This is a genomic window from Paraglaciecola sp. QJM3NY_14, from assembly GCF_056173245.1.
Genome location: NZ_CM149664.1, coordinates 3,541,410 through 3,560,140, shown reverse-complemented (window position 1 = coordinate 3,560,140; position 18,731 = coordinate 3,541,410). Strand labels below are relative to the sequence as shown.

The following is an 18,731-nucleotide window of genomic DNA, read 5'->3' as shown; positions in this document are numbered from 1 at the left end:
ATCTACTTTTCTTTAGAGTATGGACAATACTGTTTTGTAGCTTAATGTTTACATTTTGTAATTTTATTGTTGCTAGCTTGTGTCTTCTGATTTAGTCAGTTTTGGGTAGACTTCGTGCGAAGAATGACTCAAATATGGCAGTTTTGTTATTATGACTAAGCAATCTCAATATATCTCACATGATCCTGATGCAAACGGTGTTGTTCATTGGAGTGACTCTGAAAATAAAAGGTGGCAGCGCCTGTTTCATCAGCAAAAAGGCCTGCTAAACGGACGTGCCTGTGATGAATACTTGCAAGGCTTAGCGTTACTTAATTTACCTGAGGATCGCGTGCCGCAACTGGCAGAGGTTAATGCCGTACTGGCAGAGACTACCGGGTGGCAGGTCGTTCAAGTTTCAGCCTTAATTAACTTCGATTCGTTTTTTAAATTACTGGCCAATAAGCAATTCCCTGTCGCGACATTTATCCGCAATGAAGAGGAATTTGATTACTTACAAGAGCCAGATGTTTTTCATGAAATATTTGGTCACTGTCCGTTACTTACCAACCCTGATTTTGCTCATTTTACCCATACCTATGGCAAACTCGGATATGCCGCCTCGCCAAAAGAGCGCCAATATCTAGCGCGCCTTTATTGGTTTACTGTGGAATTTGGTTTAGTGAATACTGATGAAGGAATGCGTATCTATGGTGGGGGAATTTTATCCTCACCTAAAGAGACTCGCTTCGCGCTAGAAAATGCCAGCGCGGAGCGTCGTGAAATGAACCCACTCGTGGTGATGCGTACGCCTTATCGTATTGATATTATTCAACCTATATATTTTGTCATCGACTCGCTTTCATCACTATTTGATTTAGCTAACTCAGATATTATGGCGTTAGTAGAGCAGGGACGGCAATTAGGTTTATATCCCGCTATGTTTGAGCAAAAGAGTAGCGTGACTAGCTAGCAACACTTACATTTCGTAACAATCTGCAGAGAATTTACTCACCTAAAGACACATCTGGATAGTTTTATGTGGTGTGTTGCTGCGTGACTTTGTGTAATATTATCTTTACATTAATTAAAATTAAGAATTGCTATGCGTCTGGAAATAAGCTGTCAGGACCGTCTGGGGATCACGCAAGATGTCCTCGATATTTTGGTCAGTCATGAGGTCGACTTACGCGGTATTGAAATCAATGAAATGGGTAAAATTTACCTAAGTTTTCCAAATATGGATTTCGAGCACTTCCAACATCTGATGCCAAAAATTAGAAAGATAGCAGGTATCGATGATGTGAAAACTATTCCTTTTATGCCCCTCGAACGGGAGCAAAATCAGTTACGCGCACTTCTACAAACCTTACCAGACCCTGTGTTTTCCGTTGATACCAAAGGGCGGATTTTGCTTATTAATGATGCGGTTACAGCGAGTTTAGAAACCGAGCGTGAAGCACTGATCGGTGTTGATATCGATGAGTTAGTGAAAGGGTTCAATACACTGCGCTGGTTAGAAAGTAAGAAAATTGCCAGCCTTACGCAGAAGGTACGCTTCATTGAGCAAAATTACTTAGCCGATATCTTACCCGTTATGGTGCCTGATTCTGGAGGCGACCCTATTTTAGCAGGAGCAGTATTTATGCTTAAGTCAGAACAGCGCCTAGGCCAGCAATTAACCGTATTTCACGAGGCGTCACTTGACAGTTTTATGTCGATTCAAGCCTCGAGCAAAGTGATGAAAAAAGTGGTTCGTGAGGCTAAGCGGATGGCTGAGCTTGATGGCCCCATTATATTATACGGCGAAACAGGCACAGGCAAAGAGTTAATCGCCCATGCCTGTCACGAAGCAAGTCGAAGAAAAGACGCCAGTTTTTTAGTGTTAAATTGTGCTTCACTGCCTGACAACGTAGCTGAAACTGAGCTATTTGGATATGCCGCCGGCGCCTTCGGGCAAAGTACAGGGAAAGAAGGATTACTTGAACTTGCACAGGGTGGAAGTTTATTCCTTGATGAAGTCGGAGATATGTCGCCTCAACTACAAGCGAAGTTGTTACGCGTGCTTCAAGATGGAAAGTTTAGGCGCGTTGGAGATACTAAAGAAGTAAAAGTAGATGTCAGGTTTATTTGCACAACGCAAAAAGACCTCGCTCAGTTAGTCCAGGAGGGACGTTTTCGAGAAGACCTATATTACCGTTTAAATGTGCTCAGTTTGGGTATTCCGCCATTGCGTGAACGTAAAATGGACATCATTCCTCTAGCGGAAACCTTTCTGAAGCAGCACAGCCTGACGCTGGGTCGTAAAGTCCCTAAGTTAACCAAATCCTGTGTCGATTATATTCAAGCTTATCCTTGGTTTGGCAATGTGCGTCAATTAGAGAATGTGCTCTATCGGGCGGTCTCTTTGCTGGAAGGCAATGAGCTTGGAAAGGAGCATATTCAAATCCCTTCGAGTACCAATGCCATGAGTTTTGTGACCGAAGACTTCGATGGTAGTTTAGACGAAGAAGTAAAACGCTTTGAAAAAAGTATTTTACAGCGGCTATACCCGAGTTACCCCAGCTCAAGGCTTTTAGCAAAAAAACTGGGTCTTAGTCATACCGCTATTGCGAATAAGCTTCGTGATTATGGAATAAATAAAAAGTCCGTAAAGATATAACTACAACTCTGTAGCGTTAAGCTGACAAGCTCATACTCAATATTGGCGATTCTGACCGCTTGAAGCGAGCAAAAAATGTAATGTAAAGTTTATGTTACTTTTTGTTCGTTTCGTTTGTTTTAACTGATCACTTTTTTCCTCTATTCACCACTTCGTTTTTACGCTCTATTAGTGCCTTATCGACAAACAATAACGAGAAAATTATGTGTTCAGATACGCACTACAATCCATTAAATACCGATGGTTTCGAATTCGTCGAATATACCGCAGCCGATGAAAAAGGAATAAAGGATTTAGCTGATTTGTTTAGCTCTTTAGGGTTTGCTGAGGTAGCAAAACACAGATCAAAGCGTGTTTGGTTGTATAAGCAGGGAGACATTAACTTCATTATTAATGCTGAACCTGCTTCGCAAGCACAGGAGTTCGCTAGGTTGCGCGGTCCTAGTGTGTGCGGTATGGCATTTAGAGTAAAAGACGGCAAGGTAGCGTTCGAACACGCGCTTGATAACGGCGCAAAAGCATTTGTTGGGAACTTAGGATCTATGGAGCTGAATATTCCTGCGGTCTATGGCATAGGCGAGAGTACACTTTACTTTGTTGATCGCTATGGTGATGATTCTATTTATGAGGTGGATTTTCGCTTTTACCCCAACTGGCGTGAGAAGATGAAAGAGTGTGACGCTGGTCTTTTGACTCTGGATCACCTAACGCACAATGTGAAACGCGGCAACATGGTAGTGTGGGCAAACTTCTATGAACGGTTAGGTAATTTTAGAGAAGTTCGTCATTTTGATATCGAAGGGAAATTAACCGGTCTGGTAAGCAAGGCTATGACATCGCCTTGCGGAAAAATTCGTATTCCAATAAACGAATCTTCTGACGATAAATCCCAAATTGAAGAGTTTATTCGTGAGTACAATGGAGAGGGTATTCAGCATATCGCGTTCTGTACTAATGATATTTATCAGACGGTTAAAACCTTACGCAATGTAGGTGTAAACTTTATGGATACTCCCGACACCTATTATGAAGGCGTTGACGCTCGCGTTGCTGGACACGGTGAGAACTTGGCTGACCTACAAAGCTTAAAACTCTTAATTGATGGCGCACCAATGAGAGACGGCATTTTGCTGCAGATTTTCACTGATACGGTTATCGGACCTGTTTTTTTTGAGATAATTCAGAGAAAAGGGAACGAGGGGTTCGGGGAAGGGAACTTCAAAGCGCTATTTGAATCGATTGAGCAAGACCAGATACGTCGCGGTGTTATCGATCAAGATCGTTAATCAAATAAGGCTAATAGTCATTGGCGCCGCAGTTCGCAATATGCCAGTTTAATTTTAAGTTGATATGTCTGTGTGAGCTAATGTTTAAACTAGTAATGAAGCAGGCTTAACCTGCTTCATTACTTCCCATGTTACTGCTGTTTGATCGGTAACTCAGTGGTGTTTTTCACTTGCTTTAAAGCAAAGGTTGAACTGAGGTGATCCACTAAAGGTAGATGAGTCAATGTAGACTTGAGTAAGTGTTCGTATTCTTCGATGCTCTCGACAATCACTTTTAATAAATAATCTTTATCACCACTGGTGGTGTGACACTCAACTATTTCATCTATATTTTGTACCGCTTTTTCGAAATCATTTAATGATTCACCATCGTGATTTTTCAGCGTCACGTATATAAATACAGATACACCCAGGTTGAGTTTTTTGCTGTTGAGTAAAGTCACTTTTTGCAAAATAATGCCGTCAGCTTCCATTCTTTTAACTCGGCGCCAACATGGAGTATGGGAAAGTCCAACTTTTTGACTTAACTCAGCCATAGAAACGGTGGCATCTTTTTGCATTACTCTTAAAATTTCGCGGTCGAACTTGTCCAATTTCATCATTAATTTTCAATTTTTAGCGAAGTAAAATTCGCGGCTAGCATGCTGAATATTTCTATCATTTTCAAGCACGAATATTAGGATATATATCCTATATTAACTACCGGATAATGACCACTGTTGCAAGGTAGTAATTCTGTCACATTAACATCGCAAGGCATGTCCTCTTTGATTTGCGCTAGTATAGCGACAAGTTTCGTTAACCTTACTCAGAGTACTATTAGAATGTCTGTTTTTGACCATATCGAATTTGATGAACACGAGCACGTCGCTTTCTGCCACGATAAAAAGACCGGTTTAAAAGCTATTATTGCTGTGCACAATAGCCATTTAGGTCCTGCTCTTGGTGGCTGTAGGATGTGGCCATATGCTAATTCGGATGAGGCACTGAACGATGTGCTCAGATTGTCAAAAGGCATGACCTATAAAGCGGCAATGGCCAATCTAAACCAGGGTGGCGGTAAAGCCGTTATTCTTGGGGACCCTCGCGAGCATAAAACAGCTGATATGATGCGTGCTATGGGCCGCTTTGTGGAAAGCTTAAGTGGTAAATACATCAGTGCAGAAGATTCGGGCATGTCAGTCGCTGATCTACAAATCATGGCTGAGGAAACGACACATGTTTCAGGTACCAAAGCCACCTACCATTTTGCAGGAGAGGAAGCAGACGGAAATCCCGCGCCCTCAACAGCTTATGGCGTATTCACAGGTGTTAAAGCGTCTGTTAAATATCACTTTGGCTCAGATTTACAGGGTAAGAAAGTCGCTATTCAGGGACTAGGGCATGTTGGGTACAGGCTTGCGGAACACTTGCACCGGGAGGGGGCGGAACTATTTGTTGCTGATATTTACCCTGAAGGGGTAAATCGAGCGAAAGAAAAATTAAATGCGACTATAGTATCACCCGATGAAATTCTTACGTTAGATGTGGATGTAGTAGCCCCTTGTGCAATGGGCGCTACTATTAACCGTCAGTCGATTAATACGCTAAAAGCAAAGGTCATTGCAGGAGCCGCAAATAATCAATTGGCGTCGGAAGATTTAGGTGAATTGCTTAAAGATAAAGGGATCTTGTATGCCCCTGACTACGTTATTAATGCTGGAGGGATCATCGATATTTACCATCAAAAGATGTTGAGTTCTAATGAAGCTTTAAAAACGCACTTGGAAAAAATTGGCGCAACACTAATGGAAGTATATACACGTGCCGATGAACAAAACTTAGCCACTAATAGGGTCGCTAACACTATTGCAGAAGAAAAATTCAAAAAATAGTGGCAAAAAAGTCCTTATATCAAGGATGTGGCTTGCATCTAAATCTAGTTTTGTCATAATGCGCCGCCTAACTGATGTAGAGCAACTTTATCTCATTTAGGCAAGTTTCTATGGTGGTTCTTTGGTCCCTCCGCAATGATACTCTGTGAACTCGGTCAGGCCTGGAAGGGAGCAGCCGCAGCAGACGACTCATGTGCCGGAATGTGGCTGGAGAACCGCCACCCAATTCCCCGCATCAACTTATTTATTGTCTTTCTTATCTAAGAATTGAATGGCTTTATTCACGGCGTCCTGTGTATTCATCTCCATTTGCTGACGTTCGCTCTGCGCCAAATAAAAAGACATGTCTACTTCGTAACGTATATACCTAGGTGGCAGCTGGTTCAGTGCTAAACAACATAAATCTGCTAAGTAGTCCTCGTCCTGGGACAAAGGCAACTTTAACTTTGCAATGTGTTCAAGCACCAAGTGTTCGTAATAATTATGTATGTCATCATCAAGCTTCATCCTAATTGTTCCTGTGTTGCTTAAATAATTGATCGCGCGCACTTTCTAGTTCAGGTGCGTGTCAGAACAAAGTCAGCATAAAGCAACACGAAAAATATGAAAGTCTTTGTTTCAGAGACTTACACTTTCCACCTCCCAATAAAACGTTTAATCGCCTAGATGAATAAATGCTGTCTCTTTTACTTTGATGCCTTTCTCCAGCTAAACTTCAAATTATTTTTAACATCGCTTACCAAATTGAGTCTTGGACGTGCATTCCTAGTTATATAAGTGTCGGGAGAACAGGTTAAACGTCATGTATTGTAAATATAAATTTACTTTTACCGCCCTATATTGGTATTTCATTCATAACTTTTGAGTATTAGATGTTCTAAAGCATTGACCTAGGCAAGTTTGTTTGGATACTATTCAGATGAGGTTCACTACCTTTATTTAATAAAAAATCGCATTAGCGAATAAACACTAAACACATATAGTGGTCCAGGGAGACATACATGTTTACAAACTCAAAGTTGACGAAGTCGATTCGTCTTGCTATGGCTGTTGGTACAGTTGCAGCTATTTCATCTAGTAATGTTTACGCACAGGAAACAGCTAGTGATACTGATCAAGCTTCAATCGAAAAAATTCAAGTAACAGGTTCTCGGATTCAGCGCGCCAATATGGTTAGTGCAAGCCCAGTTACTGAAATTTCAGCTGCTGATATCAAAGTAAGTGGTATTACTCGCGTAGAAGATATCTTAAATGATATGCCAGCAGTGTTTGCTGGACAAACTTCAGGTACAGCTAACGGGGCTACCGGTACTGCTACTATTGATTTACGTAACCTTGGTCCTGAGCGTACACTCGTTCTACAAAACGGTCGTCGTTTACCATCTGGGTCACCTTCTGCTGGTGGTATCAGCGCGGATGTTAACCAAATTCCAGCTGCACTAATTGAACGTATCGAAGTACTGACAGGTGGTTCTTCTGCTACTTACGGCTCAGACGCGGTTGCTGGCGTAGTTAACTTTATTCTCAAAGATGACTTCGAAGGTTTCTCCTTTGATTATCAACATAGTTTTTACCAACACGACAATGATAACTCTGGCATTCAAGACCTGGTATCAGGCTCGGGTTTCCCAGTTGCCAGCGGCAGCGTTGATGATGGTAATGCGAACGACTTCTCATTCTTGTTTGGTGCTAATACAGCTGATGGACGAGGAAACGTTACCATGTACGGTACTTTCCGAGATATTCAGGCCGTGGTTCAGTCATCACGAGATTACAGTTCATGTGCAATAAATGGCTCACCAGATGCAATGGGGTGTGGTGGTTCAAGTACTACTCCTTTAGGTCGTTTTACCGATTTTGACACATTTAACTATCAATTAAGCGGCGAAGAGTTTGTGCCGTTTACTGACCTGTATAACTATGGTCCTTTAAACTACTTCCAACGCCCAGATGAGCGTAAGACGTTTGGCGCTACTGGTCATTATGAAATTAATGAGCATGCAGAAGTCTATGCTGAACTAAGTTACATGGATGATCGCAGCGTTGCGCAAATCGCTCCATCTGGTAACTTCTTCAGTACAGATCGATTATTTTGTGGTAACCCGTATCTTTCAGATTCTCAATTCGATCTAACATGTGGTGCTGCAGGTTTAACTGATGAAGATTATTATGAAGGCTTTTATATTGGCCGTCGTAATGTTGAAGGCGGCCCTCGTCAAGATGATCTTCGCCATACTTCATTACGTGGGGTACTAGGTGTTCGCGGTATTATCGATGACAACTGGTCCTATGACGTATTTGCTAATTACGGAACAGTTTCTTACCTCGAAACGTACCGTAATGAACTATCTGTTGATCATATGAAAAAAGCGTTAGACGCTCGAATTGATCCTGATTCAGGCGACATTGTGTGTGCATCAGTCCTAGATGGGAGCGATCCTAGCTGTGTAACGTGGAATATTTTCAGTGAAGGCGGAGTCACAGACGAGGCATTAGCCTATTTAATTAAGCCTCTTTACTCTCGCGGTGATACTAAATCAACGCAAGTGAGTGGTTATGTAACGGGTGATTTGACTGACTCAGGCATTGTTGTTCCGGGCACATCAACGGGTGTTGGTGTTGTAGCTGGTTTTGAATATCGTAAAGAACAACTTATTCTTGAACCCGATTTTGGGTTCACATCTGGTGACGGCGCAGGTCAAGGTGGACCGACTGCAGGTGTTCGTGGTGACTTCAGCGTTAAAGAAATTTTCGGTGAATTAAACGTTCCTTTATTAGAAGGAAAAGAGTTTGCTGAAGAACTAACATTAGAACTTGCATATCGTTATTCTGATTATTCGACTGATAAAACAACGAATACTTACAAATACGCAATGAACTGGGGGATTAACGACCAAGCACGCGTTAGAGCCAGCTTCCAACGTGCCGTAAGAGCCGGTAATATACGTGAGTTGTTCCGTCCTTCTTCTCTAGGTTTGTTCAACATGGATATTGATCCATGTGGAGTAGACGGAGACTTTACATTGGCCCAGTGTCTAAATACCGGCCTTACAGAGGCGCAGTATCAAACGAGTGCTTTAGAAAGCCCTGCTGGCCAGTATAACAGTATCACTGGTGGTAACACTGAAGTGAACCCAGAAGAATCAGATACGTTCTCCTTCGGTGTCGCTTTATCGCCTGATTTCTTACCAGGTTTCACACTTAACGTCGATTACTTCAAAATTGAAGTTAAAGATGCCATCTCATCAATACCTGAAACAACTATACTTCAGTTATGTGGTGATACCGGTAACTCCGCGTACTGTGATTTAATCAATCGTGGACCTAACGGTAATTTGTGGGTTGGTACTTCGTCTATCACAGCTACTGATTTGAACATCGGTTACTTGAAAACGGAAGGCGTTGACTTTGACGCTAACTACGAGATGGACTTAGGTGAAGGTGGTGAGCTTAGACTTGGCTTTATCGCGACATTACTTGATTCATTAGCTACACAATCAATTCCTGGTGGCGACATCGACGAGTGTGCTGGCTACTGGGACCGTACTGTATGTGGACAGCCGACCCCAGAATGGCGTCATAATTTGAAAGCGACTTGGGTTTCACCTTGGGACGTGAATGTGACGGCTACTTGGAGACATATGTCTGAAGTCAATGAGTACGAAGGTGTTGGCCAAGAAGATGGTCCAGGTAAAATTGATGCTCAAAACTATCTTGATTTGAGTGCTAACTGGCAAGCGCATGAGAATGTTAATTTACGTGTTGGTGTGAATAACATTTTAGACCGCGATCCACCTATCATTGTTAACGCCCCTTCTGGTACGGGCAATGGTAATACTTTCCCTGGATTCTACGATGCTTTAGGTCGTTATGTATTCGGTGGCGTTACAGTAACGTTCTAATTACTGATTTATCGTTTAAAAGGTCGGCTTATATGCCGACCTTTTTTTTGACATTTTAAATATTTAGAGTTTTTAAAACGAGAATAGATTTGCAAAATGTAGGATTGGAAAAAATAGTTGGCTTATTTGAATCGCTCAAGTTCGACGAGGCGGAAGAGAGTTGTTTAGCCTTGTTAAAGCAGGGAAATGTTGAAAAAGAATCGTTACATATCATCCTCCTAGAGATATCAAAAAGGCGAAAAGATGACGCACTTACTTTTCGATATCTTGAGATTCTTATTGAACTCAATAATAAGAAAACGTGTTTCTATTACGAGAAGGCGGAACTTTGTTACAAGAGGGGAATGATAAAGGAAGGCATATCCTGCTACGAGAAGTTAATTGCTAGAAGGCCTGACTATGCAAATGCAAGATATAACTTCGCTATATATTTAAAGAGATGCGGTGAGCCTAATCGAGCATTAGAAAGTTATCGTGTGGCGCTATCGTTAAATATCGATAATCCAAGCGAAGTTTATTTAAATATGGGAGTGATATACGCAGGAATTAACGATGCTGATAATGCGATTGAACATTATTTCAAAGCTCTGAAAGCTAACAAAAGTTATCTACCCGCTATGTATAATTTGGGGGGGGTATACGAAGAGCTAGGAGAAAAAAATCAAGCTGCTGAACAGTATTTGAAAATTTGTAGCCTTGAACCTGACAATATTAAAGCACTTACAAGATTATTATATCTAAAAGGTGATCAAGCGTTAGGTAGCGAAGAGCTTCAGAGGCTCGAATCTGTCCTAAGAAGGTCAAGTACAAATATTTCAAATATTGAATTAGAAGCTTCTTATTTTGCTTTAGGTCATAGCCATGATGTAGGTAGAGATTACCCTAAAGCTTTCTATTATTTTACGCTTGCAAATGATCTAGGAAGCAGGCGTGTAGATAAATATTTACCAATTCGGACTGAAAACGAAACAATAAAAATTCTTTCACATTTCACTGAGCTTTGGCGCGAAAAAAATCAACTTGATAATGATTTCGCTCCAATATTTGTATGTGGCATGTTTAGAAGCGGTTCAACTTTAATTGAAAGCTTATTATCAGAACATCCCCGTGTAGTACCGGGCGGAGAGCTTAACTTTTTACACCAATCAATTCGAAATTTGGAAGCTGACATTGCAAATTTAGGCAAACCAGAGCTCAAAATAATTTCAGAAAATTATCGAAATCTTATCTCAAAGGCAAATATACAGAATGGATTAGTAGTGGATAAACGCCCAGATAACTTTAAATATATTGGCTTAATTAAAGCTATTTTTCCAAACGCTAAAATCATCTGTACTGATAGGAATGCCATAGATACTTGCTTATCTGTGTACTTTCAACAGTTGGATTCATCATTGGGATACGCTGTTAAACTTGAGTACATTGCACACTATTATCAAGAATATAAAAAGCTTTTACGCCATTGGCAGAATCTTTTCCCAGATGATATTTACGTAGCTGACTATGAGCGTCTAGTTGACTTTCCTATGGAGGTGTGTACTGAAGTGTTCGAACACTGCAATTTGGTTTGGGATGACGATTACTTAAACTTTTATAACAGTAATAGATTAGTTAAGACCGCTAGCATATGGCAAGTTAGGAAACCTCTAAAAAGGGGCGTTTCGAGAAGTCAAAACTACAAATCTGAAATACATCATATTAAAGCTTTCGAAGGTCTTAATTCTACAGGTCAATAGGATGAGACTAATTTGAAAAGTAGATTGTTGTTTGATCGTGGAAATTATAAGATTGAAACTCAAATATAATAGACTTAAGTATATAAGTCACAGTTAAAAGGGAATATTCATGATTTTCAAAAAAATTATTTTTGTTGGTTGCATTGCACTAGTTTCAGCTTGCAGTACCAATAATAACGCAGACCAAGTGGAGGCTGAAAACCAAGAGAGTGCTTCAGCAGCTAGTAACACAGGTGATTTACGCTGTAAAAACGTTACGGTGACTGGAAGCCGTTTTCCTGTGAAGAGATGTACTACTGCAGCTCAAAGAGCCAGAGAACTAGAGGATGCGAAAAAAGTCTTAAATGATGCTCGAAATAATGTAGGTGCACAAGGTAGTTAACAGTAATAGCTCAGACCTGATCTGACAGGTAACCACATGTAATTTTCGTGGAGTTCTGATTAGGTTCGAGCTAAATTAACTTTATACTTTGCAACTATCAATGGTCGTTCTTGTTAGAGTTTGATTGCCTTAAATTCTCAAGCGCATGCTAAGCATCGAGGTAGTCTCGCAGAGAACATCATAATCTCTGCAGTAAGATCTTGGGGGGGGGGGAGAGTCAATTTGAATGACGAAGTAGATAAATTATTAAAACTCCAAAAGGATTAAGTGTTAACAGACACCTCGTGTATGATTTTGTAAAAGTTTGACGCTTTGCTTTAGCATGGTTTAATTACACAACAACGATTACTAGAAGATCTCAATTGCCCAAGCAAATGGTTTAAAATTTCGATTAGCGCTCAAAACATCGATTTTAACGTTTCTAACCCCATTAGCTGTAAACGCTTCGACTGCTTTGTTCAACGATAAATTATTAAGTGAACTTTGAAGCATCAAAATCATTCTTTCTTGATAATTGATTAACTCTTCTTCCATTTTAGTTAGCCAATGCAACACAGCAGAGGTATCGAACCGAGTTAAATTTTCATACATGTAACGCGTGTCGTTAAGTAGCCTAAGTAACTGTCCCCCAGCTGCATATGGTTGCCGCGTTACCAAATCAGAGACGTCATAAAGCGCCTTCCTAAATTTTGCATCAATTTTTATGGAAAAATCTCCAGACATTTTGTCATCTTTTGCGTTAAAAGCACGCCTAGCATGTGCAAAAAAATCAATATCGCTGAAAGCATATAAGACTTTTAAGTTACGCTTACATTCGGCTTGAATAGCGCCATCTTGGTAGTGACATATAGCAATAAACCTACCGTCTTTACGCAATACACGACTGCATTCTTTAAATGCGCTGAGTCCACAGTACTCAATTCCAAATTGACTTATGATGAAGTTAAATGATTCATTTTTAAATGGGAGCTGTGCACAGTTAGTTTGCAAAACTTTGCTAAGTGGATATTTTGATTTAACAGAGCGTAAAGCAGAATAAGATAAGTCTGCAGAGTAAAATTCAGACAGTTTTTCAGGCAATATACAGTCTTGTCTAACCAAGGTTTCAAGCAATGCTCCCCCACCAGAGGCTATGTCTAATAACTTATTTCTCTCCAGCGAGATTGCACTGAACCTATTTTTCCAAAAATGGTTTAGGGTTTTTACGTGCGTTGCACTAGCATCATAAGCAGCGACATCAGACGTTTTGCCCCAGTGATTATTCCATGAATTGTTGTTCAGTTGTGATTTCAGGGGAACAGCAGAAGCCATAATATATCCCATTATTGAATGATCCACGGGATAATAGTGCGTTATAGCAGACATTAGTATTCACAAAAGTATCACGGCAGACGCTCACCTCTAGCGGTTGATGATTTAATTAAGTCTTAGAGAAAATGTAGGTTCTTTTAAGTCTAAAAATTTTATTTATATTACAATACGGAAAATTCATAGGTATTCATTTAAGTATCAAGTTTTCTTATTTTTATAACTGTTAGTACTTACATTGTATAAAAAATAATCTCGTTCGGTCATGTAAAGCCAGTTTTGTTCGAAATTTGAGTAAGAACAATGAAAAACAGTGAAATCTCTATGCATTTAGTTCAGCTACTTTGTCGCTTAATATGAATGTGTCACCTTGACAATTCGCAGGGTTCCATGTGAATATCTTGAAGTCTTAGTGTTAAATTCCATTAATGCTAAGCCCCTATAACTTATAAAGCTTAGAAGCCCCTTGCGACGTTTTTTTACCCGTCGGCGAGGATCCAAAACAAGAAAATTGGTTGGGAATTATGTCCAAAATGAGCAAGAGAAACCTTATTGCTTCTACCGTTATCGGTGCACTAGCACTCGGTAGTAGTGCTGTTGTCTCTGCAGACCCGTTGAATGATCTTCATAAAGAAGAGTCAAAGATTCACGTGGATGCAGCGAAGTCTCAAGAAAAAATTAACAAACTATACGAGCAATCGTTAGACATCTTTTCTGAATATCGCCAAGTTGTTGATGAAACAGAAAACCTTAAAGTTTATAACGACTATCTAGCAACTTTGGTTGCAGACCAGCAGCGCGGTATCGATTCTCTTCAACGTCAAATTGACGGTATTGAAGGTGTTAAACGTGGTGTTGTTCCATTGATGTTCAGAATGATCGATAGTTTAGAGCAATTCATTGAACTTGATATTCCAATTAACCTTGAAGAACGTCGTGCTCGTGTTGAGCGTCTTCGTGACGTTATGGCTAATTCAAACGTAACTACGTCTGAACAGTTCCGTCAGGTAATTGAAGCTTACCAAATCGAAAACCAATATGGTCAGAACATTCGTGCATATCAAGGTAAACTTGATTTCGAAGGAACTGAAATTACGGTAGATTTCTTTAACCTAGGTCGTACTGTTTTGGCAGCACTTTCTTTGGATCAGAAAAACGCTTGGGTGTGGGATAATGACGCGAGAGCTTGGCAGAAATTAGGTGATGAATACCTAAGCTCTGTTGTAACGGCTGTTCGTATGGCCAACAAACTCGTGCCAGCTGACCTAATCAAACTACCCATTAAAGCTGCGGAGTAATATCGATGAAAACAATCTATAAATCAGTATTAGCTGCGGCATCGGTAGCTTTATTCGCATCCTCAGTGCATGCGGCTACGTCTCTAGAAGACTTACTGCAAGAAGTTAAGAAAAATCGAGTTTCTGAAGCTCGTATCAATAAAGAACGTGAAGCAGAATTCCAATCTGCACGTGCCGATAAACAGGCTCTTTTGAGAAAAGCGCAATCTGCTCTTAAAGCTGAACAGACTCGTGGTGATAACCTTGCCAAGAAATATTCAGACAATGAAGTAGCCCTTGCAGAGAAAGAGCAGGAGCTTAATCAAGCAACCGGTACCCTTGGTGAAATGTTTGGTGTTGTTCGTCAAGCATCTTCTGAAGCATTCGGTCAGATTTCAACGTCTATCGTAAGTGCTGAATTCCCAGGTCGTGGCGAGTTCTTGAAGAGCATGTCAGAAGAGTCTAAAGGTCTTCCGAATATTCAGGAATTAGAAGACTTATGGTTCGCACTTCAAACTGAGATGACTGAATCAGGTCAAGTATCACGTTTTCAAACTGAAGTTATCAGCTTGGATGGTGGTTCTACTACACAAGAAGTTGTACGTGTAGGTACGTTTAACTTGATTGGTGACCAAGGTTACTTGGTATATGATGATCAAAACGAAATCGTTCAGCCTCTAGGTCGTCAACCTGACGGTTACCTAGTTAGCTCAGCGCAAGATTTGCTATCAGCTACATCTGGCTTAGTGCCTTTCTACGCAGATCCATCACGTGGCGGTATTCTTGGCTTGCTTAAAGAAAAAGCAACTATGTCTGAGCGTTACCATGCTGGTGGTGTAGTGGGTTACGTTATTACAGCAATGTTGATTCTTGGTCTTCTTATTGGTCTTTATAAGATTATTACTCTGACTATTATCAGCGGCAAAATGCGTTCTCAGTTAAACAACACTGGTAACCCTTCAAATGGCAACCCTCTTGGTCGTATCCTTCAAGTTTACAAAGATAACAAAGCAACTGATGCTGAGAATCTTGAATTGAAACTTGATGAAGCAATCCTTAAAGAACTACCTAAGATTGAAAGCGGTATTAACATCATCAAGATTTTCGCAGCAATCGCTCCGTTACTTGGTTTGTTAGGTACGGTACTTGGTTTGTTAGGTACGGTACTAGGTATGATTGCAACGTTCCAACAAATTACTTTGTTCGGTACGGGCGACCCAAGATTGATGGCCGGTAGTATATCTATGGCGTTGGTAACAACTGCTCAAGGTATTATTGCGGCATTGCCACTGATTCTTATGCACAGCATCGTTGCTGGTCGTAGTAAGTCAATCGTTCATATTCTAGATGAGCAAACTGCCGGTATTATTGCGGCACACGCTGAGTCGGAGAAAGCCTAAGATGTTATACCTGATAGAACTATGGGAGTCTGTCAGGGACTTTATCGCTGCCGGCGGTGACGTTTTATACGTTGTCGCCCTAGCGCTCTTCTTAATGTGGGTTTTGATGATAGAGCGTTATTGGTACTTAGCTTCCGTATTCCCTAAAATGAGAAAAGAAATTGTCTCTAATTGGGATGCTCGAGAAGATACTACCTCTTGGTATGCGCATAGAATCCGTGACGCATGGATTTCGCAAGCATCCGATGGACTTAGTGCAAGAATGTTGTTGATTAAAACTCTTGTTGCAATGTGTCCACTAATCGGTCTTTTAGGAACGGTTACCGGAATGATCGGCGTTTTCGAAACAATGGCAACACAAGGCACAAGCAATCCGCGCCTGATGGCTGCTGGTATTTCAATGGCTACGATTCCAACGATGGCTGGGATGGTCGCTGCTTTATCTGGCGTATTTTTTAGTTCTCGTCTTGAGGCGAAAGTAAAAATGGCTAAAGAAAAGTTAGTTGACAGTTTGCCCCATCATTAGAGAGAGGAATTTATGGCTCGCAAAGTACGTGTTGAAGAAGAAGATGCTGCGATAGACATGACGCCGATGTTGGACATCGTGTTTATCATGCTGATCTTCTTTATTGTAACGACTGTTTTCGTTAAAGAAGCGGGCATCGAGGTTAACAAACCTGGTGCTACGCAAGCGATTATGCCCAAGAATGCCAACATCTTTATCGCAATTACTGAAGACGGTGACGTCTGGATGGATAAGCGTGAAATTGATGTTGACAGTGTTCGTGCTAATTTAGAGCGCCTGATGGCTGAACAGCCTTCAGATGTTGTAATAGTTCAAGCTGACGAAAATGCAGAACATGGTGTGGTGATCGACGTAATGGATCAAATCAAAGCTGCAGGTATAGATCGCATTTCTATTGCTGCGAAGGGGAACTAATATGGGACGTTTAATTGTTTCTGTACTCCTTGGTGGGGTAATCGCGTTTGTATTATTTGTTGTCATGGCCAAGTTAATTGCTAACTCGTCACGTCCAGCAGATAAGGTACCACCTGCGCCTGTAATTGATATTGTTATGTCTACACCGGATGATTCTACTCAAACTAGAACTCGTGTACCGCCTCCGCCTCCGCCTCCGCCCCAGCAGCCTCCTAAATTGGAGCCAGTTGAGCCGGATACAGCAGATGCTAATACTGATGGCTTGAGTTTTAATATGCCAGCTGTCGATATTGGTGGAGCTTCAGTTGACATCGGTGGTGTTGGTGCAATGCAACGAGATGGCGATGCAACACCTATCGTTCGAATTGAACCTAAGTATCCTGCACAGGCTGCTCGTGATGGCAAAGAAGGGTGGGTTAAACTGTCTTTCACCATTAACGAAGTTGGTGGTGTTGAAGATGTCGACGTTATCGAAGCTGATCCTAAGCGTGTATTTGACCGTGAAGCTAAACGTGCACTGAGAAAGTGGAAGTATAAGCCTAAGGTTGAAGACGGTAAGCCTATGAAGCAGTTCGGTATGAAAGTTCAGTTAGACTTTAAGTTGGATCAATCATAATGAATAAATATTTTAAAACATTGTTGGTTGGCGCAACGTTTGCTGCTTCTACATTAAGTTCCAGTTTCGTTAGTGCTCAGTCCGCAGCGATTGTTTGTCCTGGTTACAAACGTGGCCCTACAAATATTCCTAGTGAGAGAACCGGTAAAAAAGTTCAAAAAGCGTTCGAAGCATACAACGAAGATTTGGTTGATGAAGCCCTGTCTATTTTGTATGACATTGATACGTCGCAGACTTTTGACCGTGCTTTTACAGACAGATTTATCGGTAACTTGTTAGCGACTAAATCTGAATCTGGCCCCAAGGCCTTAGAATATTTGGAAAAGTCAGTAAACGCTAAGGCGCTCAATGACACTGAACAAGCTGGTACCTTACGTTTAATTGCAGATCTGAACATGCAAGAAAAGCGTTATGAACAAGCTGTTAAGCGTTATCAAGAGTGGATGGACTTTACCTGTAAAGAAGATGCTGATGTGTATCTTCGTATGGGGCAAGCGCTGTATGAGACGAAAGCATATGCAGATATGATTTCGCCTCTGAATAAGTCTATCGCACTGGATGATAAGCCCAACAAAAATGCATATGCATTGAAGTTGACCTCTTATTATAGTCGTAAGATGTATAAAGAAACTGTGGAAGTCGCTGAGGAAATGGTGAAAATCTTTCCTGACAACAAGGCGAATTGGACGCAGCTTGGTTTCTTCTACATGTTAGTTGAAGACTATAAGAAAGGTTTGTCTACGTTCGAAATGGCTTACGACCAAGGTTACTTGACGAAAGCAGCGGAAATTAAGGCATTGACTCAGTTGTACGCAACTAATGAGATCCCTTACAAAGCCGCTGTGGTATTCGAAAAGAACGTTGAAAGTGGTTTGATCAAACGTGATGATAAAGCACTAACTAATCTTGCGAACTCTTGGCATCAGGCTAAGAATCATCTGAAAGCTGCCAAGTACTATGGCGAAGCTGCTAAGATAAATTCAGACCCTGACCTTTATCGCAAACAAGGTACGTTATTGCTAACGGCTGAAAAGTACAGTGATGCACTTGCTGCCCTTCAAAAGGCATTGGATGAGGGCGCAGATGATCGCGGTCGTATTCATATGGCCATGATGGAAGCGAACTTTTATACAGGCAAATACAGAAGTGCTTACAAGCACGTCTTAGAAGCCAAAAAGGACAAATCAACTTCACGCAGTGCGAGAAGTTGGGAACCTTATATAAAAGAGAAAGCGAAGAATCGCGGTATTACGCTCTAGTCATACTAGATAGTAGTTGGTTAAAAAGGCTCCTTTGTGGAGCCTTTTTCGTTTCTAAAGCCCGTTTATTTGTCTATTGATGTCTTTTATCTCGAGACTTATCTACTTGA

General features: G+C 41.0%; 16 protein-coding genes and 1 other RNA gene. 14 read left to right on the top strand and 3 right to left on the bottom strand.

The annotated features are described in order from the left end of the window. Nucleotides 1-151 precede the first annotated feature (151 nt). From phhA to hppD, 3 genes are all read left to right on the top strand, one after another. Nucleotides 152-952 carry a phenylalanine 4-monooxygenase gene (gene phhA / locus AC0VYA_RS15185; protein WP_473475120.1) on the top strand — a complete coding sequence of 267 codons (801 nt, stop codon included), beginning with the start codon at nt 152-154 and terminating at the stop codon, nt 950-952. A gap of 132 nt (nt 953-1,084) precedes the next feature. Beyond that, nucleotides 1,085-2,641, top strand: coding sequence for a transcriptional regulator TyrR (gene tyrR, locus AC0VYA_RS15180; RefSeq protein ID WP_475488833.1), 1,557 nt, complete (start codon nt 1,085-1,087; stop codon nt 2,639-2,641). 203 nt (nt 2,642-2,844) lie between these two features. Beyond that, nucleotides 2,845-3,927, top strand: coding sequence for a 4-hydroxyphenylpyruvate dioxygenase (gene hppD, locus AC0VYA_RS15175; RefSeq protein ID WP_475488832.1), 1,083 nt, complete (start codon nt 2,845-2,847; stop codon nt 3,925-3,927). 131 nt (nt 3,928-4,058) lie between these two features. On the opposite strand, the gene AC0VYA_RS15170 is transcribed toward hppD, so the two are convergent. Continuing rightward, nucleotides 4,059-4,526 carry an Lrp/AsnC family transcriptional regulator gene (locus AC0VYA_RS15170; protein WP_041714501.1) on the bottom strand — a complete coding sequence of 156 codons (468 nt, stop codon included), beginning with the start codon at nt 4,524-4,526 and terminating at the stop codon, nt 4,059-4,061. Between the two features lie 225 nt (nt 4,527-4,751). On the opposite strand from AC0VYA_RS15170, the gene AC0VYA_RS15165 reads away from it, so the two are divergent. Both AC0VYA_RS15165 and ffs read left to right on the top strand, forming a co-directional pair. Then, nucleotides 4,752-5,801, top strand: a complete 1,050-nt coding sequence (locus AC0VYA_RS15165) for a Glu/Leu/Phe/Val dehydrogenase dimerization domain-containing protein (protein WP_475488831.1) — start codon at nt 4,752-4,754, stop codon at nt 5,799-5,801. Nucleotides 5,802-5,920: 119 nt separating this feature from the next. After that, nucleotides 5,921-6,017: signal recognition particle sRNA small type (ffs, locus tag AC0VYA_RS15160), an RNA gene on the top strand. A gap of 24 nt (nt 6,018-6,041) precedes the next feature. On the opposite strand, the gene AC0VYA_RS15155 is transcribed toward ffs, so the two are convergent. Next, nucleotides 6,042-6,308 (bottom strand): late competence development ComFB family protein, encoded by a 267-nt coding sequence (locus AC0VYA_RS15155; RefSeq protein WP_475488830.1) that lies wholly within the window; start codon nt 6,306-6,308, stop codon nt 6,042-6,044. A gap of 494 nt (nt 6,309-6,802) precedes the next feature. On the opposite strand from AC0VYA_RS15155, the gene AC0VYA_RS15150 reads away from it, so the two are divergent. From AC0VYA_RS15150 to AC0VYA_RS15140, 3 genes are all read left to right on the top strand, one after another. Continuing rightward, the gene (locus tag AC0VYA_RS15150; RefSeq protein ID WP_473475113.1) at nt 6,803-9,703 is read left to right on the top strand and encodes a TonB-dependent receptor domain-containing protein; all 2,901 of its coding nucleotides are present in this window, start codon (nt 6,803-6,805) and stop codon (nt 9,701-9,703) included. Between the two features lie 89 nt (nt 9,704-9,792). After that, nucleotides 9,793-11,439 (top strand): tetratricopeptide repeat-containing sulfotransferase family protein, encoded by a 1,647-nt coding sequence (locus tag AC0VYA_RS15145; protein ID WP_475488829.1) that lies wholly within the window; start codon nt 9,793-9,795, stop codon nt 11,437-11,439. 109 nt (nt 11,440-11,548) lie between these two features. Then, nucleotides 11,549-11,821: a hypothetical protein gene (locus tag AC0VYA_RS15140; RefSeq protein ID WP_475488828.1), complete on the top strand. Its 273-nt coding sequence runs from the start codon at nt 11,549-11,551 to the stop codon at nt 11,819-11,821. A 348-nt stretch (nt 11,822-12,169) separates the two neighbouring features. On the opposite strand, the gene AC0VYA_RS15135 is transcribed toward AC0VYA_RS15140, so the two are convergent. After that, the gene (locus tag AC0VYA_RS15135) at nt 12,170-13,132 is read right to left on the bottom strand and encodes a class I SAM-dependent methyltransferase (RefSeq protein WP_475488827.1); all 963 of its coding nucleotides are present in this window, start codon (nt 13,130-13,132) and stop codon (nt 12,170-12,172) included. 530 nt (nt 13,133-13,662) lie between these two features. On the opposite strand from AC0VYA_RS15135, the gene AC0VYA_RS15130 reads away from it, so the two are divergent. From AC0VYA_RS15130 to AC0VYA_RS15105, 6 genes are read left to right on the top strand one after another with little or no spacing between them, the layout of a single operon-like run. Then, on the top strand, nt 13,663-14,427 hold the full coding sequence (locus AC0VYA_RS15130) for a DUF3450 domain-containing protein (RefSeq protein WP_011575747.1): 765 nt from the start codon (nt 13,663-13,665) through the stop codon (nt 14,425-14,427). Nucleotides 14,428-14,432: 5 nt separating this feature from the next. Next, nucleotides 14,433-15,806, top strand: coding sequence for a MotA/TolQ/ExbB proton channel family protein (locus tag AC0VYA_RS15125; protein ID WP_475488826.1), 1,374 nt, complete (start codon nt 14,433-14,435; stop codon nt 15,804-15,806). A 1-nt stretch (nt 15,807) separates the two neighbouring features. After that, nucleotides 15,808-16,332, top strand: coding sequence for a MotA/TolQ/ExbB proton channel family protein (locus AC0VYA_RS15120; RefSeq protein WP_006993661.1), 525 nt, complete (start codon nt 15,808-15,810; stop codon nt 16,330-16,332). A gap of 12 nt (nt 16,333-16,344) precedes the next feature. Continuing rightward, nucleotides 16,345-16,746, top strand: a complete 402-nt coding sequence (locus AC0VYA_RS15115) for an ExbD/TolR family protein (RefSeq protein WP_011575745.1) — start codon at nt 16,345-16,347, stop codon at nt 16,744-16,746. Between the two features lies 1 nt (nt 16,747). Next, nucleotides 16,748-17,362: an energy transducer TonB gene (locus tag AC0VYA_RS15110; RefSeq protein WP_006993659.1), complete on the top strand. Its 615-nt coding sequence runs from the start codon at nt 16,748-16,750 to the stop codon at nt 17,360-17,362. Next, nucleotides 17,362-18,621: a tetratricopeptide repeat protein gene (locus tag AC0VYA_RS15105; protein ID WP_475488825.1), complete on the top strand. Its 1,260-nt coding sequence runs from the start codon at nt 17,362-17,364 to the stop codon at nt 18,619-18,621. The genes AC0VYA_RS15110 and AC0VYA_RS15105 overlap by 1 nt, the downstream gene beginning before the upstream one ends. Nucleotides 18,622-18,731 lie beyond the last annotated feature (110 nt).

Coding starts and splice junctions, on each gene's coding strand:
- AC0VYA_RS15125 (WP_475488826.1), top strand. CDS start 14,433: ATGAAAACAATCTATAAATCAGTATTAGCTGCGGCATCGGTAGCTTTA.
- AC0VYA_RS15130 (WP_011575747.1), top strand. CDS start 13,663: ATGAGCAAGAGAAACCTTATTGCTTCTACCGTTATCGGTGCACTAGCA.
- AC0VYA_RS15150 (WP_473475113.1), top strand. CDS start 6,803: ATGTTTACAAACTCAAAGTTGACGAAGTCGATTCGTCTTGCTATGGCT.
- AC0VYA_RS15115 (WP_011575745.1), top strand. CDS start 16,345: ATGGCTCGCAAAGTACGTGTTGAAGAAGAAGATGCTGCGATAGACATG.
- phhA (WP_473475120.1), top strand. CDS start 152: ATGACTAAGCAATCTCAATATATCTCACATGATCCTGATGCAAACGGT.
- AC0VYA_RS15120 (WP_006993661.1), top strand. CDS start 15,808: ATGTTATACCTGATAGAACTATGGGAGTCTGTCAGGGACTTTATCGCT.
- AC0VYA_RS15105 (WP_475488825.1), top strand. CDS start 17,362: ATGAATAAATATTTTAAAACATTGTTGGTTGGCGCAACGTTTGCTGCT.
- AC0VYA_RS15110 (WP_006993659.1), top strand. CDS start 16,748: ATGGGACGTTTAATTGTTTCTGTACTCCTTGGTGGGGTAATCGCGTTT.
- AC0VYA_RS15135 (WP_475488827.1), bottom strand. CDS start 13,132: ATGGCTTCTGCTGTTCCCCTGAAATCACAACTGAACAACAATTCATGG.
- AC0VYA_RS15140 (WP_475488828.1), top strand. CDS start 11,549: ATGATTTTCAAAAAAATTATTTTTGTTGGTTGCATTGCACTAGTTTCA.
- AC0VYA_RS15155 (WP_475488830.1), bottom strand. CDS start 6,308: ATGAAGCTTGATGATGACATACATAATTATTACGAACACTTGGTGCTT.
- hppD (WP_475488832.1), top strand. CDS start 2,845: ATGTGTTCAGATACGCACTACAATCCATTAAATACCGATGGTTTCGAA.
- AC0VYA_RS15165 (WP_475488831.1), top strand. CDS start 4,752: ATGTCTGTTTTTGACCATATCGAATTTGATGAACACGAGCACGTCGCT.
- tyrR (WP_475488833.1), top strand. CDS start 1,085: ATGCGTCTGGAAATAAGCTGTCAGGACCGTCTGGGGATCACGCAAGAT.
- AC0VYA_RS15170 (WP_041714501.1), bottom strand. CDS start 4,526: ATGAAATTGGACAAGTTCGACCGCGAAATTTTAAGAGTAATGCAAAAA.